Genomic DNA, 20,888 nt, shown 5'->3' with positions numbered 1-20,888 from the left:
GGAGCCTATCCACATGACCATTCGAATTATCGTTCCCGTCAAACGGGTCGTCGATGCCAACGTGCGCGTGCGGGTCAGCACGAGCGGCGCGATCGACACAACCGGTTTGAAGATGTCGCTCAACCCCTTCGACGAATGCGCGGTCGAAAAGGCGCTGCAACTCAGGGAGGCAGGCGTGGCCTCCCAGGTAACGGTGGTGACGTGCGGTCAGTCCACCAGCCAGGACGTGTTGCGCACCGCCCTCGCGATGGGCGCCGACGACGCCGTGCTGATCGACACCGGCGCCGCCAGCGCCAGCGCGGACTCGCTGGCCGTCGCGCGCTTGCTGCGCGCGTACATGGCAACGAGCGACTTCGGCCTCGTCCTATGCGGCAAGCAGGCAATCGACAACGACATTGGCGGCGTCGCCGCCATGCTCGCGGCGTTACTTGGCTGGTCCCAGGCGCTGAACGCAAGCGCGTTGTCCGCACGCGACGCTCACTGGCAGGTGACGTGTGGCGATGACGGCGGCACATCCGTGTGGGAACTGGACTGTCCGAGTGTTATCAGCGCGGACTTGCGTCTGGCCGAGCCGCGTCGCGTCACGCTGCCGAGCATCGTCAAGGCGAAGCAAAAACCGCTTGTGACGATCGACGGCGCATCGCTCGGCGTCGATCTGACGCCGAGCACGACGATCGTCGAACTGCGAGACCCGCCTGTGCGCGAGGGCGGCATCAAGGTCGCGAATACCGCCGCGCTGCTGGATGCGCTCACCGCACAACGTCCGTTGGACAACCTGGGAGCACCGGTATGAGAAGCCTCGTGGTAGCGGAATGGGAGCATGGCGAACTCGCGGAATCGACGCGGCGCGCCGTCACTGCGGCGTTGCAACGTGGTTTGCCGGTCGACGTCCTGATACCGGCAGCAGGCGCCCACGCTGCGGCCAGCATCACCGGCGTGGAGCGCGTGCTCGCCATCACGGGCGATGTGGCTCATGTTCAGGTACCCGAAACGCTCGGCATGCAGCTTCAGGCCGTCTCTCACGATTACACGCTGATCGTCGCGAGTCACCGCAATCTCGGCCGCAGTGCGTTGCCGCGTGCCGCCGCGCTAACCGATGGCGCGTTTCTCGCGGACGTGACAGGCATCGACGCGCAAGGCCGCTTCACGCGAGGTCTTTATGCGGGCAGCGTCATCGCCAAAGTATCGGTCACAGTGCGCGTGACGTTTGCCACGGTACGCACCTCATCTTTCGTTGCGGCGCAGGCATCGGGCGGTGCCGCCGCGATTGTCGAAACGGAACCGGTCGCCGCGTTCAAGAAAACGAAACTACTGGAGCGTCAGGCATCCGGACAATCCGGACGCGATCTGAGCACGGCACGTGTCGTCATCTCGGGCGGCCGCGGACTGGCATCGAAAGACAACATGGTCCGTCTCGGCGAGTTCGCCGATCGCATAGGTGCCGCACTCGGCGCATCGCGAGCCGCCGTGGATGCGGGTTATGCGCCGAACGCCACGCAAGTGGGACAGACCGGCAAAACCGTCGCACCCGACGTGTATTTCGCATTCGGCATCTCCGGCGCGATCCAGCATCTGGCCGGCATGAAGGATTCGAAGGTGATCGTCGCCGTCAACAAGGATCCGGACGCGCCGATTTTTTCGGTGGCAGATTACGGCATCGTCGGCGATCTGTTCGATGTGTTAAGTGAGCTCGAAGCCCACGCGGGCGCAAGGGCAGCGTGATGGAACTCGACCTTCCGAACCCCATCTCGCGCGATAGCGGCGAAGCGCTGGGTCATCTGAAAACGCATTGTGCCGACGAGAAGCTGCCGTCGGTCCGCTTTCTCGACTGCACGTCGGTCTCGCCCGAACCATGGGTCAACGGCGGCGGTACGACCCGCACCCTCGCTCGTGGTGCGAATCCGGCGGGCGTAGCCGACTGGCGCGTGAGTCTGGCGGACCTCAAGGGCGCCGCGCGGTTTTCGCAATTCCCAGGCTTCGAACGCACGCTGCTGCTGATCGACGACGGCACAGTCGATCTGCATTCGCAGGATGGCCAACTGCTCGCGCGAACCGGCCAGCCTGTGCAGTTCTCCGGCGACCTGCACGTGTGGGTCAGCTTGCCTGCGAAGCCCGTTCAGGTACTCAACGTGATGGCCCGGCGCGAAGCGTGCCGCGCGAAAGTCAGTGTAGCGACGAACGCGCTTCGGATCACGCCAGCAAGCGTGCAACTGTTGATCAGTCTCTCCGGACAGTGGAGCCTGTCGAGTACGTTGCTGAAGAATGTCACGCTCTCGCCGATGCGCGGCATCTGGATAGAAGGCAGCGACGAGGAGCTGGATCTGCATCATGTCGGCCCCGGCGCGAAGCTGGTGTCGATTGCGATCGAACCGATCGTCCAGCCACTCGCGCAATGAAGAACGCAAGCATGCAGAACCTGAGAGAGCAGTACGGCCCGCGCGAGTCGATGGAATACGACGTGGTGATCGTCGGCGGCGGCCCGGCTGGGCTGTCCGCGGCGATCCGGCTGAAGCAGCTGGCGGCTGACAAGGGCGTCGAGCTTGGCGTGTGCGTACTGGAAAAAGGCTCGGAGATCGGGGCGCATATCCTGTCGGGCGCGGTGATGGACCCGCGTGCGTTGAATGAACTGATTCCTGACTGGAAGGAAAAAGGCGCACCGCTGACGGTCGACGTGACCGGGGACCGCTTCCTGTTTCTGTCGGAAACGGGCGCGAAGAGCGTGCCGAACTGGGCGCTGCCGGACAATTTCAAGAACCACGGCAACTACGTGATCAGCCTCGCGAACGTGACGCGCTGGTTGGGTCAGCAGGCCGAGGCGCTCGGCGTCGAAATCTTTCCCGGCTTTCCCGCCGCTGAAGTGCTGTACAACGACGACGGCTCGGTCAAGGGGGTCGCGACCGGCAACCTCGGCATCGGCAAGGACGGCCAGCCGACCGGGAACTTCCAGCTCGGCATGGAACTGCACGCGAAGTACACGCTGTTCTGCGAAGGCGCGCGCGGCCACCTCGGCCGTCAGCTTAACGACCGGTTCAGGCTGCGCGACGGCGCCGATCCGCAGGTCTATGGCCTCGGCATCAAGGAACTGTGGGAAATCGATCCCGCGAAGCACAAGCCGGGTCTGGTGATCCATAAGGCCGGCTGGCCGCTCGAAAACGACACCTACGGCGGCTCGTTCCTCTATCACATGGACAACAACCAGGTGGTGGTGGGTTTCGTGGTCGGTCTGGGTTATACGAATCCGTACCTGTCGCCGTTCGAGGAGTTCCAGCGCTACAAGACGCATCCGGCGATCCGCGCGATTCTGGAAGGGGGCAAACGGGTGTCGTACGGCGCGCGGGCGATCACCGCGGGCGGCCTGATGTCGCTGCCCAAGCTGGTGTTCCCGGGCGGCGCGCTGGTGGGTGACGATGCGGGCTTCCTGAACGCCTCGCGGATCAAGGGTTCGCATGCGGCGATCAAGACCGGCATGCTGGCCGCCGACGCCGCATTCGAAGCGGTGCAGGCGGGGCGCCAGAACGATGAACTCACCGCCTATCCGGAGAGCTTCAAGACGTCGTGGCTGCACACCGAACTGCATCGCGCGCGCAATTTCAAGCAGTGGATGAGCAAGGGCCTGTATCTGGGCACGCTGATGGTCGGCATCGAGCAGAAGCTGCTGGGCGGCAACGTGCCGTGGACGCTCCATCATCAGCATTGGGATCACGAGATGCTGAAGCCGGCGTCGCAGTGCAAGCCGATCACGTATCCGAAACCGGATGGCAAGCTCACGTTCGACCGGTTGTCCTCGGTGTTCATCTCGAACACCAATCACCAAGAAAACCAGCCGGTGCACCTGACGCTGAAAGATACGTCGGTGCCGGTGAACGTGAACTGGCAGACCTACGCGGGGCCGGAGTCACGCTTCTGCCCGGCGGGTGTCTACGAGTTCGTGAAGAACGAGCAAAACGAAGACCGCTTGCAGATCAACGCGCAGAACTGCGTGCACTGCAAGACCTGCGACATCAAGGACCCGACACAGAACATCGTGTGGGTCGTACCGGAAGGTGGCGGCGGCCCCACTTACTCGAACATGTGACCATGTCAAATTAGAAAGCGACTTCAACTTTGAAGCCGCTTTCTCGCAAATACTGACGAATCAACAAGCATTTGCCACCAACCATGGCACGGGGCCCTTTTCAACGTATTACAGAGAAACCAGAGTAAGCGGTTCGCGCCGACGGCCGCAGGCAGTGACTGACATAAACACCAAAGCAGCCTCTTGAACGGCACTAGAACTTCATGATCTCGCTTGCGCAATACGGACCCCCGCAAGCCTATCCGCCGTCTAAGCCCTCGACAATCGACACTTGCGCGATGCAGTGTCCATCTCGCGCCTGCTTGGCCGACTGATATTCGGGTGAATTGTAGCAATCCAGCGCTGTTTGCATGTCGCTGAACTGGATAACCACGTGGCGCTCGAACGACTCCCCTTCGAGCACTTTCGACGCGCCTCCACGCGCCAGGAAAACCGCCCCGAACTTCTTGAATGCCAGCGGTGCGATGTCGGTGTAGTCCTTGTATTTCACCGGGTCGAGCACGGTGACATGGGCGATCCAGTAAGCAGTCATTTTTCAGCCTTCAAAAATTGATTAGCCGATTTCGGCTGACACGCCGACGTCGACACCGCCGGAGCCCTCGCGCGGCGATCGTCAGCGCACATTGCCCCTCACACGAGTGCAATTCACGTCCTAAGCGGCGGGCGATGCTTTCCCATCGTACAGGCCACAACCGCCCATTTTCTGGGCCGCCATCCGTGCGATAGGGTTAACACTCATGGTACGCCGTACTATGGCATACCACAATGCTTTACATCAACAACTGACCCTAGGACACCTTGCTATGAGCCTGATTCGCAAATCTATTCTCCATGTCGAGACGGTCTTCGTGGATGGCGACAAAGCCGCCGCGAAGCCGCTGAAGATGATCGGCGCAGCGGCCGTCATCAAAAACCCGTGGGCAGGCCGAGGCTATGTCGAAGATCTGTCGCCCGAGATTCGCGCGATCGCGCCGCAACTCAGCGAGCACCTCACGAAGCTCATCCTTGACGAGGCAGGGTCAGGCGAAGCGGTCGAGGCGTTCGGCAAGAGCGCGATCGTCGGCCTCGACGGTGAGCTCGAGCATGCGTCCGCGCTGATCCACACGCTGCACTTCGGCAACATCTATCGCGCGGCCGTCGGCGCCAAGTCGTATCTGGCTTTCAACAACACGCGCGGCCCGGCAAATGCGCCGCTGCTGATCCCAATGATGGACAAGAACGACGAAGGCCGCCGTTCGCATTACCTGACGCTACAGTTCGCGATCGCCGATGCGCCGGCGCCGGACGAACTGGTTATCGCAATTGGCGGCGCGACCGGCGGCCGTCCGCATCACCGCATTGGCGATCGGTACAAAGATCTGGCAGAACTCGGAAATGACCTCAACAATCCTGCATCTGTCAAGTAATCGCGTCGCGCACTATCTCGAGCAGGGAACTGGGGAGCCACTGGTCCTGATTCATGGGGTGGGCATGCAGGCGCGTGCGTGGCACCCGCAGATCGACGATCTGTCGGCCGAATTCAGGGTGTTTTCGGTCGATATGCCCGGGCACGGCACGAGCACCGCGCTGGACGTGAATGCCGGATTGCAGCAATTCGTGAATTGGGCCATCGAATTCATCGAAGCACTGAACGCAGGCCCCGTCAATCTGGCGGGTCATTCGATGGGTTCGCTGATCGCCGCGGGCGTGGCCGTCACCCGGCCTGATCTGGTCAGGCGCGTAGCCGTTCTGAACGGCGTGTATCGCCGGACCACGGAGGCCCGCGACGCCGTGCTGCAACGCGCGGCCGAACTTCGATCGGGAAGCATCGACATCGAAACACCGCTCAAGCGCTGGTTCAATGCCGAGGAAGCGCAGCGCATCGCGGCGCAAAAGGTCGAGTCCTGGCTGAAATCCGTCGATCTGGCAGGTTACGCCACGGCCTATACGGCCTTCGCGAGTGGCGATGAAGTCTATGCCGACGGCTGGCATACGATTGCCTGCCCTGCTCTCGTGCTCACCGGTTCGGATGATGCGAATTCGACGCCGGAGATGGCAGAACAGATGGCCAGTGCCGCCCACAACGGTCGTGCCGTCGTAATCCGCAACGAGCGCCATATGGTGAACCTGACCGCCCCCGAGGAAGTCAATCGCGCCCTGCGCGCCTGGCTGCAGACCGAGCATCTCGCCGAAACGTTGAAATCGGAAGTGTGATATGAGCCAAGAGACCGCCAGAATCAATCCTCGTGAACTGCGCGATGCTTTCGGCGCCTTCATGACAGGCGTCACAATTGTGACGACGGCAGGAGACGACGGCAAGCCGCTCGGCTTTACCGCAAACTCGTTCTCGTCAGTTTCGTTGGACCCGGCGTTGCTGCTCGTGAGCATCGCAAAGACGTCGAGCAACTACCAGACGTTTTCCACGACGGGACACTTCGCCATCAACATTCTCGCGGAAGGCCAGAAAGATCTATCCAATACCTTCGCGCGGCCCAGCGACGATCGCTTCGCCAACGTGAACTGGCATCTAAGCGCGAACAACAACCCGCTCATCGGCGACGTCAGTGCGTGGTTCGACTGCACAACGCACACGGTGATCGATGCGGGCGACCACGCGCTGATCGTCGGTAAGGTCGAGGCGTTCCACTCTGCGGGCTACGCCGGCCTCGGCTATTACCGTGGCGGCTATTTCACGCCCGCCAAGGTATCGGCCGAAGTCATCACCGGTCAGAAGGTCGTAGTGAGCGCGATTATCGCGCGCGACGACAAGGTGCTCCTCATCCGCAACGCGGATAACAAATGGAGTCTGCCTTCTAAGGAGATCGGCAAGGAAGGCGCCGACAAGGCGCTCGCCGAGATCTTCGCGAAGTACCAGCCGGACGCATCGGCGAGCTTCATCTATTCGGCGTACAACAACACCGAAACCCACTACCAATACATTTCGTTTCTCTGCAGTGCGCCGCCCGATGAGGCCGCCGCGTCGGGCGAATTCGTGAGCCTCGACGAGATCGGCTCGAATCAGTTCCAGGACGCCGCCGTCGCCAGCATGCTCGAACGCTACCGCAAGGAGAGCCAGTTAAAGAGCTACGGCATGTACTACGGCGACCATAGCCAGGGCACCGTCCGCCCGCTTCTTTCCTGAAAGGTTACCCCATGCGTTTTTCACTTTTCGTGCACATGGAGCGCGTCTCCGACCAGACCGGTCAGAAACAGCTTTATGACGAGATGGTCGAGCTTTGTCAGATCGCGGACCGGGGCGGCATGCACGCCGTCTGGACCGGCGAGCACCACGGCATGGACTTCACGATCGCGCCCAATCCGTTCCTCAACCTCGTGGATCTGGCCAACAAGACCCAGAACGTCAGGCTGGGCACCGGCACGGTCATCGCGCCATTCTGGCATCCGATCAAGCTTGCTGGCGAAGCGGCGATGACCGACATCATCACCAACGGCCGTCTGGAGTTGGGCATCGCACGCGGCGCGTATTCGTTCGAATACGAACGTCTGCTGCCGGGCCTCGATGCATGGGGTGCCGGCCAGAGAATGCGTGAACTCATTCCGGCAGTGAAAAAACTGTGGGAAGGCGACTACGCGCACGAAGGCGAGTTCTGGAAATTCCCTTCGACAACGTCGTCTCCGCTACCGCTCCAGCAGCCGCACCCGCCACTCTGGGTAGCCGCCCGCGACCCGAACAGCCACGAGTTCGCCGTGGCGAACGGCTGCAACGTCCAGGTCACGCCGTTGCATATGGGCGACGAAGAAGTCGAGAAGCTCGCCGGCCATTTCAACGCGGCATGCGAGAAATTCAGCAACATGCCTCGCCCGCAGATCATGTTGCTGCGCCACACCTATGTCGCGAGCAGCGAGGACGACGCACAACTGGCTGCCGACCAAGTGAACGTCTTCTATAACTACTTCGGCGCATGGTTCAAGAACGAGCGTCCGGTAAGCCGTGGCATGATCAAGTCGCTGAGCAAGGAAGAGATCGCCGCTCACCCGTTCTACACGCCGGAAGCCATGCGCAGGAACAACGTCATCGGTACGCCCGATGAGGTGATCGCGCGCCTGAAGGCATACGAAGCGCTCGGCTTCGACGAGTACTCCTTCTGGATCGACACCGGCATGAGCTTCGAGCGCAAGAAGGCGTCGCTCGAACGGATGATCAACGACGTGATGCCTGCCTTTCAGTGAGGGCGTGATTCCATGAGTTTTCATTTCCAGCTTTATATCGACGGCCAGTTCGAGCCGGGCGCCGCAACGTTCGGAAGCGTGAACCCGGCCACCGGCGAAGTGTGGGCACAGATGCCCGAGGCAAGGACCGGCGAGGTCAACCGGGCCGTGGACGCCGCCAGCCGCGCGCTGACCGATCCCGCGTGGGCCGGCATCACGGCGTCGGCCAGAGGGAAGCTGCTGTACAGGCTCGCCGACCTCCTCGAAAAGGCTGCGCCGCGACTTGCTGAAATTGAAACCACCGATACCGGCAAGATCATCCGTGAGACCTCCAGCCAGATTGCCTACGTGGCAGAGTACTACCGTTACTACGCCGGTATCGCCGACAAGCTCGAAGGCAGCCACGTGCCGGTCGACAAGCCGGACATGCAGGTCTGGCTCGACCGGCAACCAGTCGGCGTGGTGGCGGCGATCGTTCCGTGGAATAGCCAGCTGTTCCTGTCAGCGGTGAAGGTCGGACCGGCGCTGGCCGCCGGCTGCACAGTGGTGCTCAAGGCCTCCGAGGAAGCGCCGGGTCCGTTGCTCGAATTCGCCCGCGTGGTCCACGAAGCCGGCTTCCCGCCCGGTGTGGTCAACGTGGTCACCGGCTTTGGCGCGCAATGCGGCGCCGTACTCAGCAGCCATCCGAAGGTGGACAAGGTGGCCTTCACGGGTGGCCCGGAAACGGCGAAGCATATTGTCGCGAACACGGCGAATAACCTCGCCAAGGTTTCGCTGGAGCTGGGCGGCAAATCGCCGTTCATCGTGTTCGCTGACACCGACATTCAAAGCGCCGTGAATGCACAGGTGGCGGCCATTTTCGCTGCCAGCGGTCAGAGCTGTGTCGCGGGCTCGCGTCTGTTGATCGAAGCATCCGTCAAGGACGAATTTCTTGCGTTGCTGGTCGAACGCGTCTCGCGCATTCTCGTCGGCTTGCCCAATGACATGGCAACGGAATACGGGCCGCTTTGCACCGAGCGGCAACTGCGTAATATCGAGTCGGTCGTTGCAAGCTCCGTGCGCCAGGGCGCCAGAGTGTTGACGGGGGGCAAGGCTATCGAGCGCGCGGGCTACTACTACGCGCCCACGATTCTGGACTGTACCGGTGTCGCGAACGCGGACAGTATTACGACGGAACTCTTCGGGCCGGTGCTTTCGGTCGATACGTTCGCTACCGAACAGGAAGCAATCGAAAAGGCTAACAGCACAGCCTACGGTCTTGCAGCCGGCATCTTTACTACCAATCTCACGCGTGCCCATCGCGTTTCAAAGCGCGTTCGATCGGGCATCGTCTGGATCAACACGTATCGGGCGGTGTCGCCGCTCGTGCCGTTCGGCGGCTTCGGACTGTCGGGGCATGGCCGTGAAGGCGGCTTCGCCGCTGCGCTCGAATACACGACGACGAAGTCCGTGTGGCTTCGCACCTCGGACGACCCGATCAGCGACCCGTTCGTGATGCGCTAGACGGGCGCGCTCCCCTGCCGTGTTGATTCAAAGCCGTAAAGGCTGCGCTGTCGCCACACGCATTGCGTTCGTGGTGCGGCGCAGCCCGGTATAAAAATGGCGACATGATGACAAACCCGGCGAACGATAGCAGCGTTCTGACCATCGAAAGCAACTCGATCGAGTATGTTGCCCCGGAAAACCGGCACGGCAAACCGGTCGACCTCTTCACCTTGTAGTTCTGCACGAATGTCGCGCCGTTGGCCGTGATTTCCGGCGCTGCCTCAGTGCTGATTTTCTACCTGGATCTGGTAAGCGCCATTCTTGCCATCGTCGCCGGGCAATTCTTCGGCGCGATTTTCCACCTTCGGCGAGGAGGATCGCGAGGACGCGTATCGTCACCGGCAACTGTATGCTTACCGCGCCGGGTTCGGTGTGATCGAGCGCAGTGTCGTGCAAACGGGCCGCGCCCGCTCCATCGTTTCTGGATGACCATGTATTCATGTTCGAGCGTCCCCTTTTGCACCACGCTTTTTCCAGGTCAAACCGCCATGCACAGATATTTGATGACGACATAATCGTCGATGCCGTAGTGCGAACCCTCGCGCCCCATGCCCGACTGCTTCACGCCACCGAACGGCGCGACTTCGTTCGAAATCAGGCCCGTGTTCACCCCGACCATCCCGTACTCCAACGCTTCCGCAACCCTCCAGATGCGGCCGATGTCCCGGCTGTAGAAGTACGATGCGAGACCAAATTCCGTATCGTTCGCGAAGCGGATCACCTCGTCGTCGCTGCTGAACCTGAAGAGCGGCGCGAGTGGGCCGAAGGTCTCGTCTTTCGCGACTTGCATCGCCGGGGTGACGTCCCGGAGCACCGTCGGTTCGAAGAAGCCGTGGCCGAGCGCATGACGCTTGCCGCCCGTGACAACGGACGCGCCCTTCGCGAGTGCATCCGCGATATGGGCTTCAACTTTCTGCACCGCCGCCTCGTTGATGAGCGGGCCTTGCGCGACATCGGGTTCGGTGCCGCGTCCGACCTTCAGGCGGCTGACCGCTGCGGCGAGCTTTTCCGCGAACTGGTCGTATACGGTGTCGTGCACGTAGAAGCGGTTCGTGCACACGCACGTCTGCCCGCTGTTGCGGTACTTCGATGCGATGGCACCCTGGACGGCCGCATCGACGTCGGCATCGTCGAACACGATGAACGGCGCGTTGCCGCCGAGTTCGAGCGACACTTTCTTGACCGTCGACGCGCACTGGCTCATCAACAGGCGGCCCACCGGTGTCGATCCCGTGAACGAGAGCTTGCGCACGACGGGATTCGACGTCAGTTCCACACCAATCGCCTTCGGGTCGCCCGTCACCACGCTGAACACACCGGACGGCACGCCTGCACGCTGGGCCAGCACGGCCAGCGCCAGCGCCGAGAACGGCGTCGCTTCGGCGGGTTTGACGACGATGGTGCAACCGGCGGCGAGCGCGGGTCCAACCTTGCGGGTAATCATCGCGGCCGGGAAATTCCACGGCGTAATCGCGGCGCACACACCCACCGGCTCCTTCACCACGACGATGCGCTTGTCGCTCGACGGCGTCGGAATCGTGTCTCCGTACATGCGCTTGCCTTCTTCCGCAAACCATTCGAAGAACGACGCGGCATAGCCGATTTCACCCTTCGCTTCCGCAAGCGACTTGCCCTGCTCCGTCGACAGGATCAGTGCAAGATCATCGGCGTTCTCCATCATCAGATCGTGCCATTTGCGCAGAATAGCGCCGCGTTCTTTCGCGGTCTTTTTGCGCCACGCGGGCCAGGCCGCGTTCGCTGCGTCGATCGCCTGACGTGTTTCGCTCGCGCCCATCAAAGGAACGTTGCCGACGATCGCGCCCGTTGCGGGATCGCGAACCTCGAATGTTTCTGCGCTCGCGGCGCTTTGCCATTCGCCGCTGACGTAAGCCTGTTGTCGAAACAGCAGCGGGTCCTTCAACTGGGTTCCCAATTCCATGGTCATTCCTAAAGGGGTTGCGAAAAAGGGTCGCGCACCCCGATGCTGGTCCGGGCGCGCGATATCAAGCAGGGTCGAAACCGTGCTCCGCGCCAGGACGGAGCACGCTGCTGTCAGAACTGGTGATACATACCGATACGCACCGCGGTCTGATGATTGTTCGACGACGCCGATCCCACCGCGCCATCGAAGATGTCGGCATTCGACGCCGCGCCCGCAGGCTTTTGCCAGACGCCCATCGCGTATAGCGAGGTGCGCTTTGACAAGGCAGCCCGAAGATTACCCCGCGCGTTTCAGGAGCAAGTGCCCCTGCCCTTCAACCAACAGCTTCCTGGCGATTTCCGCCACCCCGCTGACGTGCTTGACGGCGGCGCTGTGCGCGGCGACCGCGTCCCCCGCGCGTATCGCGGCCAGGATCTGACGCATTTCCAGAACCGCCTGGCTGCCGCGATCGTCGGACGCGATGGTCAACGCTCGCAGACGGTTGATTCTTGCCGTCAACGACTGGACGATTTCCCACGCGACATGTTTGTGGCCCGCGGTGAACATGCGCTCGTAAAACGCCGTCGTGAACGCCAGCACTGCGCGATAGTCCCGGTCATCGAAAGCGAGCTGAATGCTGTCGATCAGTGCGTCCAGATCGTCGACGGTGCGTGCGTCGGCAAGCCGCGCACAGGCGGACGCCGCTTCGCCCTCCAACAGGCCGCGAATTTCGTAAATCTCCGTTGCGGTCTTGAGATCGAGCACGGCAACGATGGGCCCCTGATTCGGCAGGGTATCGACGAGCCCCTCCGTCTCCAGATGGCGCAATACTTCGCGCACGACCGTGCGGCTCACGCCCAGCTCTTCACACAAGGTCCGCTCGACCAGCCGGGCGCCTGGCTGAAAACGCGCGTCCAGGATGGCGCTACGCATTTTCTCGAGCGCAAGCGCTCTGAGCGTGGTCGTTCGGCGCTCGACTTTCAGGGACGAGATCGGTTCGTGCATTGCTGTATCCGATCAAGCCTGCGCGAACAGCCTCGTGTCGCGCGCATCCCAGTCGATCCAGGCCTGCGTGCCGATGACGATCCCGCTGTCCCGATGATCTCCCGCAGGCATCCGCACTGACATGTCCTGTGCCCACGGCGTCGTCACCGAGTAGTGCATGGCGTCGCCGAGATAGGTGATGTCTCGCACGGTCACTGGCAAGCCCGCCGTGTTTTTCGCCGTCCCGGCAGCGCGAATGCGGATCTGCTCGGGGCGAACCATCAGCGTGCCGTCGCCGCCCACGGAAAGCGCGGCATCGCCGACGGCCGCGATTGCATGGCCGCTCGGGAAGACAGCGCTCGATTGCGCCGCGTCGCGCGCGGTGATACGAACAGGCAGGAAGTTCGAATTGCCAATGAAGTTGGCGACGAAGCGCGAAGCCGGATTTTCATAGAGCTCTTCGCCGGTTCCGCATTGTTCGATGCAGCCCTTGTTGAACACAGCGATACGATCCGAGAGACGCAACGCCTCTTCCTGATCGTGCGTCACGTAGAGAATCGTCACGCCGGTCTCCTGGTGGATGCGGCGCAGTTCGAGCTGGATTTCCTCGCGAAGCTTCTTATCGAGCGCGGACAACGGTTCGTCCATCAGCAGCACAGGCGGGTCGTACGCCAGCGCGCGCGCAATCGCCACCCGCTGTTGCTGGCCGCCCGAGAGCTGGCCCGGCATGCGATCGCGGAACTCCGCGAGATGCAGCAGCGCGAGCATCTGCTCGACCTTCTTCTTGATCTGCGCCTCGGGGCGGCGGCGCACCCGCAAGGGGAAAGCCACGTTTTGCCCGACGGTGAGATGCGGAAACAGCGTGTAGCGCTGAAACACCATGCCAATGTTGCGTTTATTGGGCGCGACCGACAGCAGCGGTTTGCCGTCGAGCAGCACGCGACCCTCAGTCGGCTCCTGAAAACCCGCGACGATATAGAGCGTCGTGCTCTTGCCCGAGCCCGACGGCCCGAGGAAGGTCATGAACTCGCCCTTGCGCACATCGAGTGAAACCTGGTCGATGGCAACGACGTCGTCGTAGGTCTTACGCAGGCGCTGGATTTGCAGGAATGCGGAAGTCATGGCTAATCACCTCATTGTTCGGGCGTTATCGGGCGCGGCGCAGCACTGCGCCCGCCAACATCAAAACGGTCGTCAGTCCGACGAGCAGCGAGGATGCTGCCGCGACGACGGGAGTCAGGTCCTGCCGCAGCGTCGCCCAGATGCGCACGGGCAGCGTCTGCAAGGTCGGACTCGACATGAAGATCGACACCACCACCTCGTCCCACGACGCAAGGAACGCGAAGATCGCCGCGGCGAACAGGCCAAGCCGGATCGCCGGCAATGTCACGCGCAGCTTCACTTCGAGCGGTGATGCCCCGCAGATCAACGCTGCGTCTTCCAGTGCGGTATCGAAGCTCAACAGCGAGTTGCTGATTGAAATGATCGAAAACGGCAGTGCAATGATCAGATGGCCGATCACGAAACCGGTCATCGTGCCGGTCAGGCCGATGCGCAGAAAGAACGCATAGAGCGCCACAGCCAGCACCACCACGGGCAGCACCATCGGCGTCAGAAAAAACGCCTTCACCGCGTTGCGTCCGCGAAACTTGCCGCGCACGAGCGCAAGCGATGCGAGAAAGCCGATCAGCACGGACAGCACTGTCACGATCACCGCGAGCTTGGCGCTCGTGAGCAGCGAATCGAGCCACCCCGGGTCGGTGAAAAGCTGGCGGTACCACTCCAGCGTCCAGCCCGGCGGCGGAAAGATCAGCCACTGCGAATCGCCGAACGACAAGGCGACGATGAACACGATGGGCAGCAAAAGAAACAGTGTGACGGCAGAGCCGATTGCAAGCAGCGCCCAGCGCAACGCACCTAAACGGTCGAAATCGAGCAACATGTCAAAGGCCTCCAGCAGTGGCGCGCGCGCCGCCTGTGAACCGCAGTTGAAGCGCGTAGAGCGAGAGCGTCACGGCGAGCAGCACGAAGGCGGCGGCACCGGCGAGACCCCAGTTCAACAACTCCTGCACGAGCTGGGCCACCAGTTCGGCGAGCATCATGTATTGCGCGCCGCCGAGCAATGCCGGGGTCACGAAGTAGCCGAGGGCCATGACAAATACCATCAATGCGCCCGATGCGATGCCCGGCATCGCCAATGGCACAAGAACGCGCCAGAAGGCCTGCCAGCGACTCGCGCCGCAGACCGCTGCGGCGCGCAGTGTCGAGGGGTCGATGCTGCGCAGCGTCGCGTGCAGCGGCATGACGAGAAATGGCAGCATGATGTACGTCATGCCGATCGTCACACCGATCAGGTTGTTCACGAGCGGCAGCGGCTCGTGGATGAGGCCGATCGCCATTAACATACGGTTGATCGGGCCCGTCGACTGAAGCAGAACCATCCAGGCAAACGTGCGCGCCAGCAGGTTGGTCCACATCGAAAGCAGCATGATCGAAAACAGCAGCGAACTCAGTCTGCGCGGCGCAATCGCGAGCAGCCATGCGGTCGGGAAACCGATCGCCACCGTCACCACGGTCACGACGGTCGCGACCAGGAACGTGTTGCCGAACACGCGCAGGTAGGTGGATGAGCCGAGAAGCTGCTCGTAGTTGTGCAGCCCCGGTGTCGGCTCCAGCACGCTGCGCAGCAGGAGCGAAAGCACCGGCAGCATGAAGAAGATCACGAGCAGCACGAGCCCCGGTATCAACAGGCGGATGTTGCGCCAGTCGCGACGCCGACGCGTGGGTGTTGCCGGCGGATGGGCCGCGGTACTCAGAACATTAGGCATGGTATCTCCTGTATTCTCCAGTTGCTGCTATGCGCCTTCTGCCTGACCGCCGCTTCGGGGCACGCCTCTTTCGCTGACGCTTATTTCGATTGCCACGCGTACCAGCGCTTCGCGATCGCGTCGCGATTGTCTGCCCAGTACTTCATGTCCAGGTCGATCTGCGAGGTCTTGTACTGGTCCGGCATCGTCTTCGCGACTGCAGCAGGCATCAGCGCCGCCGACTTCACGTTGATCGGCGCGTAGCCCGTATCCTGCGCGAACTTCGCCTGCGCCTGCGGACTCGTCGCGACGGCGAGGAACTTCATCGCCTCGGCCTTGTGCTTCGCACCCTTCGGGATCACGAGCATGTCCGCAGCAGTCAGATTCTGGTTCCACGAAACGCCGACCGGCACGCCCGTCTGTTCGAGCGCATGCAGACGGCCGTTCCAGAACACGCCGACGGGCGCCTCTCCCGATGCAAGCAGTTGCTGCGACTGTGCGCCGCCGCTCCACCAGACGATGTCGCTCTTGATCGAGTCGAGCTTTTTGAATGCGCGGTCGAGGTCGAGGGGATAGAGTTTGTCCGGCTGCACACCGTCGGCAAGCAACGCAATTTCGAGCACGCCGGGTGCGGACCACTTGTAGAACGTTCGTTTGCCGGGAAACTTCTTCGTGTCGAACAGATCGGCCCACGTCTGCGGCTGCGCGCCCTTGAAGCTCGATTTGTTATAGCCGAGTACGAACGAGTAATAGAAGCTGCCCACCGCATCGGCGCTCGAGAAGCGTGGATCGAGCTCGCCCTTCTTGACCACGGTGTAGTCGATAGGCTCGATCAGCCCTGCCTTTTGCGCGGCATAGGCAAAGTCGCCCTCGACGTCGACGACGTCCCAGCTAACATTGCCGCTGTCCACCATCGCCTTGAGCTTGCCGTAGTCGGTCGGGCCATCCATCAGCACGTTGACGCCGCTCGCCTGGGTGAAAGGCTGCGCCCAGTCCTTTTGCTGCGACGATTGCGTCGTGCCGCCCCAACTCGTGAACACGATGGGATCTGCGGCAAGCGCCGGCGTCGCCATGAACGCCGCCGCGCACAGCGCGATCAGCGGAGAAATCATCAGACTGCGGGTGCGGGTCATATCGGTATCCTTCAAGTCGGTTTGGTCGCGCTAATTTGAATGCGTGGTCGTCGAATCGGTATTCTCTGCGGCCAACGGCGAAGACCGCGCTGGCTTCATGTTGCTGATTTCCATCTTTTCCTCTGTCTCCCCACTACGATGCTAGATTGATGGACCTTTTTGGTGGATTAACCCACGACAAACCGGTCGTCGAAAACCGTATCCGGATGACGGCGGCAGCCGTGCGACACCGGGCATCTCAATGTGCTGTCGCGAGCGTCTGGACTTGTCCTGCCTCTGTGTCGCCGACGTAGATGCCGAAGGCGTCTTCGCTGCGCTCGCGCACATAGCGCTGCAGCATCGAGCGCACGGCGTCGTCGCGCAGTTCGCTCCATGGAATCCGTGGCAGCGGGACGATGTGGATCGCGCTGTCCATCATGGCCGCAAGGCTGCTGCTCACGCGTCCCCGGTAATAGTGGACGCTCGCCGACGGACCACTACCCGATTCGAAAACGGCAAAAATGAAATCGAGATGCGCGGTGAGACCGAGCTTCGCCAGCACGCCGCGCAGGCTCCCCGCATCACTTTCGGGTTCGAGCTTGACGCCGGCCGGCAACTGCAAACCGTTTTTCGTTTCAAGCAGCACCAGGCCGTCGCGATGTTCGAGAATTGCGCCCACCTGGGCGCGCGCGCCGGTTGCCGCGAGCGCGTCCTGCGAGAGACTGAAGTTCACGTACGCGCCACGGCAGTAACCCAACGGCGACGAATTCGTATGCACGAAGTCCACCACGCGCCCGATCAGAATGATGTGATCGCCGGCATCCACGACGTCGTGCGTCCTGCAATCGAACGTCGCCGCCGCGCCCTCCATGACCGGCGCGCCCGTTGCGCGGACGCGCCATGAGACCTGCGCGAATTTGTCGACCGACTTCGACGCGAAGACGCCCGACACGGCCTTCTGCTCCCCCGCCAGCATGCTGACCGCGAAGTGATTCGTGGTGGCAAAGACCGCATGGCTCGCCGCGCTCTTCGCGATGCACACGAGGATCAGCGGCGGATCGAGCGAAACCGAGGTGAACGAGTTGGCCGTGAAGCCGCGCGGGGAACCGTCCGGCTGGATCGTCGTGACAACAGTCACGCCGGTGACGAATGCGCCGAGTGCGCGGCGAAATTCGAAAGTGTCGAAAGTCTGTTCGCTGATCGGCTCAGACATGGTCTTCCCCCACGTTCGTTGCATTTGCCCCGTTTCGTTGCGCTGCTTCGGCGAAAAAAGCGAGCAGGCGTGCGGTGACTTCTTCTGGATGGCTAACGTTCATCATATGACGCGCACCCGCGATCACCTCGGCCCGACCGAACGGCGCGGCCTCTGCCATCGCCCGCGACATGTCCGGACTCGAGTTCAGATCTAGCTCGGCGGTCAGGAACAAGGCCGGCACAGCGAGGCTCGCCAGCCGACCGACGTGGACGTCGTCCGAACAGGCGAAGAGACCGTAAGTCCGCGCATAGCCGACCGGATCGACCGAGAGCAGCAGGTGGCGCACCGCTTGCGCCGCCTGCGTCAGATGCGCCGGCACCGGGTCACCGAACCAGCGTTTGAGCGTGGCGTCGACGCCCGCAATCGCGCCCGTATCGGCCGGTGTATCGCCGAGCGTCGCGGCGCGCGACATTACTGCTTTGCGTTGTGCAGGCGAGCGGTCGTAGACCGCGTTCAGTGCAGCGACGCTCAGCGTACGCGGCGCATGAGTCAGCGCGAACTCGAGTGCGACGAGCGCGCCCATCGAATGACCGGCGACGTGCGCCCGCTCGATGTCGAGGCCGTCGAGCAGGCGTTCGAGCTGGGCGGCGTAATCATCGAGCGTCGGCTCGGCCGGAGGCAGAGCACTGGCGCCATGACCGAGCATGTCGTAGACCACGACTTCGTAGTTCGCCGTCGTCAACGGCTCGATCTGCGACGACCATACGCTCTGATTCATCCCCACGCCGTGAATCAGGACAACTGTTGCCAGCGCTTCGCCCGACTTCGGCGCATGCACGCTGTAGTTCGTCCCTGCAATCTCGCCGCGCGCTGCGGCAAGCCTGGGCGTCCGGTCAGGATTCATTCGGCTCATGCTCCACAATATTATGGTATGCCATACTACAGCAAACTCTCCGCGTCAAAATATTATGGAATACCATAAGTTAGGAGGGGGAAGTGGCTGGCATGGACGTTGCCGAGGGCACGCGGTTGCCGATCGGAGCCTCGCGCTGAAAAACCAGGAGCGCCTCGCGGCCGGGGTCGAGCGAAGACAACGCCGCGAGCGAACAGCGCGTTATGGGGAGTGCAGTGGGAGTGGTCTGGCGCTCGGAAGGAGCGCGTGGAGCGCGCCGCGGAACCGCGGCCGCAGACAAGCGGTGGAGAACCGTCAGGCCGTTCGCGTCAAGCTTCGCCCACTCCTTCGCTTCGTTGAGCAAGCGCCGCAAGCGCAAGCTCCGCCGTGCGCCGGATATGCGCGATCGAGGCGGAAAACGCGGCATCGCCGTCGCGCTGTTCGATGGCATCAAGCATCATGTTCATCTCGCGATTCGACTCCTGACTGCGTCCCGGCGTGGCTATCGTGAGTGCGCGCAATCGATTGATCCGTGCATTGAGCGTCTTGACCACGGCTAGGGAGACGGTCCGTTGCGCGCCCTCGAATAACGCCTCGTAGAAGTGTTCCGTGTAGGCGAGCACCGCCGGCAAGTCTTTGACCTGGAACGCCGCTTCGATCTGTTTGCGGATCTCCCGCAGTCGCCTCACGAGTTCGGGTGTGGACTGCTCGGCACACGCGCGTGCGGCATTCGCCTCCAGTAGCCCGCGCAGTTCGTAGATTTCGCTAACCTGGCCGGCATTTAGTTGCGCGACGACCGGCCCTTGGCGCGCGATGACATCCACCAGCCCCTCGGTCTCGAGGTGTCGCAATACCTCGCGCACAATCGTGCGGCTGACCCCCAACTCATCGCACAGCGTGCGTTCGACGAGGCGTGCGCCCGGCTGGAAATACCCCTGCACAATTGCATCGCGCAGCTTGTCCAGCGTCAGTTCACGAAGGGTTTTGGTTTCGCGGACAACTTTAAGATCTGACATAAGTAGAAAAGTGGACAGAGAAAGCTCGGACCACGCCATGGCCTGATCGGAGCGTGGAATGCCATATTATCCACCATAAAGGAAGGGATTAGATGCAGTAAGGAGCGCGGATCGCACATTGCCGGTATGCGAAGTGCAGCCATGAGCGTTAAACATGTCTCCTCCGGAGCGAAGATGCACTCGACTCCGCAGACTCCGTCCCCTGTATCCTGAGCTGGCGCATCTTCTGGCTCACGATGATCAGCCGCGCAGTTCCACAGGCCCCGCCCCGAAGCGGTATTCACGAAAACGGAAATCGAGTCATTAGATCGCCTGGAACAGGAATCAGCCAGCAGAGCACGTGCGCCATCGCTCGTGCGCAACATGTTCAAGCCTGCCCAGCTTGGCGGCTATCTTTCTCCAACCTGGTATGGGTTATTGCCGAGCATCAGTGCGGTGCACGCTCTACTTGTGCCGGACAACAGCGGCTCACATGATTGCGCTGATTTGCCAAGGCACGAATTCTGCGCGTTGCCACACGGCCGTCTTCACGCACAATGCCGCGAAACGTCGCCGATTCAGTTGACGGGACAGTGGCACATACGCCCTGACTGAATGCGTAGTCACGGGCGAATTCGCCCATCGCAAGATTATGCGTATGAACGTGCTGCCCCGCGCGGATCGGCCGACTCGCAAAGCCGATGATCTGGCCATGGCGGTGCACCGCCTGACCCTGACCGATGAACAGGGGACGACATGGAACTATTCCTTCGTTCCTCAATGCGTGACGACAGCGTCAGGGCCGGCTGCGCGGTGTCGCGTGACGCGGGTTGCAGCCGTGTTCAAACAAGCTTTCAGCCGGCGCTCCACGGCGTCTTGCAGCGCGTGTACTCCAGTTGATAGAGCGTGCAGTCCGGCGCAACCGCAGCGGCCCCGGGCAAAGCAGCGAGTCCGGCAAGGAAAGCGTCCACCGCTGAGCGGACATAGTCGGCGCGGCATCCTTCGATCATCACGATCCATGTCGGCACCTCGGTGCCTTCCGAACGCGCCTTCTTCTCGGCAGTTTCCACCTTGCTGACGGCCTCGTCGGCCAGACACAGGTGTACGCCCGTGATGCCGGGCCGGTCGGCGAGCGGCGGCAAGACCTCTTGACGCAATCCCTTCACGACATCGGCCCGCGCCGCCGAAGGCACGTCGAAGCGCACCGTCATGA

General features: G+C 62.1%; 21 protein-coding genes and 1 pseudogene. 9 read left to right on the top strand and 13 right to left on the bottom strand.

Annotated features, from left to right (window positions below; translation table 11 throughout):
* Positions 1 to 19: 19 nt before the first annotated feature.
* Genes F6X42_RS33060 through F6X42_RS33045 form a run of 4 tightly spaced genes read left to right on the top strand, consistent with a single transcriptional unit; the run spans position 20 to position 4,075 of the window.
* The gene (locus F6X42_RS33060) at positions 20 to 793 is read left to right on the top strand and encodes an electron transfer flavoprotein subunit beta/FixA family protein (RefSeq protein WP_187638222.1); all 774 of its coding nucleotides are present in this window, start codon (positions 20 to 22) and stop codon (positions 791 to 793) included.
* Entirely contained in the window at positions 790 to 1,722 is a 933-nt protein-coding gene (locus F6X42_RS33055) for an electron transfer flavoprotein subunit alpha/FixB family protein (protein WP_187638203.1), read from the top strand. Before F6X42_RS33060 ends, F6X42_RS33055 begins: the two co-directional genes overlap by 4 nt.
* On the top strand, positions 1,722 to 2,396 hold the full coding sequence (locus tag F6X42_RS33050) for a HutD/Ves family protein (protein WP_187638202.1): 675 nt from the start codon (positions 1,722 to 1,724) through the stop codon (positions 2,394 to 2,396). The genes F6X42_RS33055 and F6X42_RS33050 overlap by 1 nt, the downstream gene beginning before the upstream one ends.
* Positions 2,397 to 2,407: 11 nt before the next feature.
* The gene (locus F6X42_RS33045) at positions 2,408 to 4,075 is read left to right on the top strand and encodes an electron transfer flavoprotein-ubiquinone oxidoreductase (protein ID WP_187638201.1); all 1,668 of its coding nucleotides are present in this window, start codon (positions 2,408 to 2,410) and stop codon (positions 4,073 to 4,075) included.
* Between the two features lie 238 nt (positions 4,076 to 4,313).
* Here F6X42_RS33045 and F6X42_RS33040 read toward each other — a convergent pair whose 3' ends face one another.
* Positions 4,314 to 4,607: a DUF1330 domain-containing protein gene (locus tag F6X42_RS33040; protein WP_187638200.1), complete on the bottom strand. Its 294-nt coding sequence runs from the start codon at positions 4,605 to 4,607 to the stop codon at positions 4,314 to 4,316.
* A gap of 271 nt (positions 4,608 to 4,878) precedes the next feature.
* Here F6X42_RS33040 and F6X42_RS33035 point away from each other — a divergent pair, with 271 nt between their 5' ends.
* The 5 genes from F6X42_RS33035 to F6X42_RS33015 are packed head-to-tail and all read left to right on the top strand — an operon-like array spanning position 4,879 to position 9,727.
* Positions 4,879 to 5,481 carry an amino acid synthesis family protein gene (locus F6X42_RS33035; RefSeq protein WP_187638199.1) on the top strand — a complete coding sequence of 201 codons (603 nt, stop codon included), beginning with the start codon at positions 4,879 to 4,881 and terminating at the stop codon, positions 5,479 to 5,481.
* Positions 5,450 to 6,268: an alpha/beta fold hydrolase gene (locus tag F6X42_RS33030; protein WP_187638221.1), complete on the top strand. Its 819-nt coding sequence runs from the start codon at positions 5,450 to 5,452 to the stop codon at positions 6,266 to 6,268. Before F6X42_RS33035 ends, F6X42_RS33030 begins: the two co-directional genes overlap by 32 nt.
* 1 nt (position 6,269) lies before the next feature.
* The gene (locus F6X42_RS33025; protein WP_187638198.1) at positions 6,270 to 7,196 is read left to right on the top strand and encodes a flavin reductase; all 927 of its coding nucleotides are present in this window, start codon (positions 6,270 to 6,272) and stop codon (positions 7,194 to 7,196) included.
* A gap of 11 nt (positions 7,197 to 7,207) precedes the next feature.
* Positions 7,208 to 8,245, top strand: a complete 1,038-nt coding sequence (locus F6X42_RS33020; RefSeq protein WP_187638197.1) for an LLM class flavin-dependent oxidoreductase — start codon at positions 7,208 to 7,210, stop codon at positions 8,243 to 8,245.
* A gap of 12 nt (positions 8,246 to 8,257) precedes the next feature.
* Positions 8,258 to 9,727, top strand: coding sequence for an aldehyde dehydrogenase (locus F6X42_RS33015; RefSeq protein WP_187638196.1), 1,470 nt, complete (start codon positions 8,258 to 8,260; stop codon positions 9,725 to 9,727).
* 520 nt (positions 9,728 to 10,247) lie between these two features.
* On the opposite strand, the gene gabD is transcribed toward F6X42_RS33015, so the two are convergent.
* The 12 genes and pseudogenes from gabD to F6X42_RS32955 all read right to left on the bottom strand — a co-directional run.
* On the bottom strand, positions 10,248 to 11,708 hold the full coding sequence (gene gabD / locus F6X42_RS33010) for an NADP-dependent succinate-semialdehyde dehydrogenase (RefSeq protein ID WP_376776485.1): 1,461 nt from the start codon (positions 11,706 to 11,708) through the stop codon (positions 10,248 to 10,250).
* 113 nt (positions 11,709 to 11,821) lie between these two features.
* Entirely contained in the window at positions 11,822 to 11,974 is a 153-nt protein-coding gene (locus F6X42_RS33005) for a hypothetical protein (protein ID WP_187638194.1), read from the bottom strand.
* A gap of 13 nt (positions 11,975 to 11,987) precedes the next feature.
* On the bottom strand, positions 11,988 to 12,695 hold the full coding sequence (locus F6X42_RS33000; RefSeq protein ID WP_187638193.1) for a GntR family transcriptional regulator: 708 nt from the start codon (positions 12,693 to 12,695) through the stop codon (positions 11,988 to 11,990).
* 12 nt (positions 12,696 to 12,707) lie between these two features.
* Positions 12,708 to 13,796 (bottom strand): ABC transporter ATP-binding protein, encoded by a 1,089-nt coding sequence (locus tag F6X42_RS32995; RefSeq protein ID WP_187638192.1) that lies wholly within the window; start codon positions 13,794 to 13,796, stop codon positions 12,708 to 12,710.
* A 25-nt stretch (positions 13,797 to 13,821) separates the two neighbouring features.
* Entirely contained in the window at positions 13,822 to 14,616 is a 795-nt protein-coding gene (locus F6X42_RS32990) for an ABC transporter permease (RefSeq protein WP_187638191.1), read from the bottom strand.
* A gap of 1 nt (position 14,617) precedes the next feature.
* The gene (locus F6X42_RS32985; RefSeq protein WP_027194702.1) at positions 14,618 to 15,502 is read right to left on the bottom strand and encodes an ABC transporter permease; all 885 of its coding nucleotides are present in this window, start codon (positions 15,500 to 15,502) and stop codon (positions 14,618 to 14,620) included.
* Positions 15,503 to 15,582: 80 nt separating this feature from the next.
* The gene (locus F6X42_RS32980) at positions 15,583 to 16,614 is read right to left on the bottom strand and encodes an ABC transporter substrate-binding protein (RefSeq protein WP_187638190.1); all 1,032 of its coding nucleotides are present in this window, start codon (positions 16,612 to 16,614) and stop codon (positions 15,583 to 15,585) included.
* 238 nt (positions 16,615 to 16,852) lie between these two features.
* Entirely contained in the window at positions 16,853 to 17,806 is a 954-nt protein-coding gene (locus F6X42_RS32975; protein WP_187638189.1) for a flavin reductase family protein, read from the bottom strand.
* A complete protein-coding gene (locus tag F6X42_RS32970; RefSeq protein ID WP_187638188.1) occupies positions 17,799 to 18,692 on the bottom strand; it encodes an alpha/beta fold hydrolase in 894 nt (297 codons plus the stop codon). Before F6X42_RS32970 ends, F6X42_RS32975 begins: the two co-directional genes overlap by 8 nt.
* A gap of 317 nt (positions 18,693 to 19,009) precedes the next feature.
* Entirely contained in the window at positions 19,010 to 19,696 is a 687-nt protein-coding gene (locus tag F6X42_RS32965) for a GntR family transcriptional regulator (protein ID WP_187638220.1), read from the bottom strand.
* A gap of 427 nt (positions 19,697 to 20,123) precedes the next feature.
* Positions 20,124 to 20,456, bottom strand: a complete 333-nt coding sequence (locus F6X42_RS32960; RefSeq protein WP_512699647.1) for a hypothetical protein — start codon at positions 20,454 to 20,456, stop codon at positions 20,124 to 20,126.
* A 73-nt stretch (positions 20,457 to 20,529) separates the two neighbouring features.
* Positions 20,530 to 20,888 (bottom strand): annotated as a pseudogene (locus F6X42_RS32955) (hypothetical protein); the annotation flags it as partial.

The organism is Paraburkholderia podalyriae (genome assembly GCF_014397785.1).
Lineage (GTDB): Bacteria > Pseudomonadota > Gammaproteobacteria > Burkholderiales > Burkholderiaceae > Paraburkholderia > Paraburkholderia podalyriae.
This window is presented reverse-complemented; position numbering and strand designations above follow the sequence as displayed.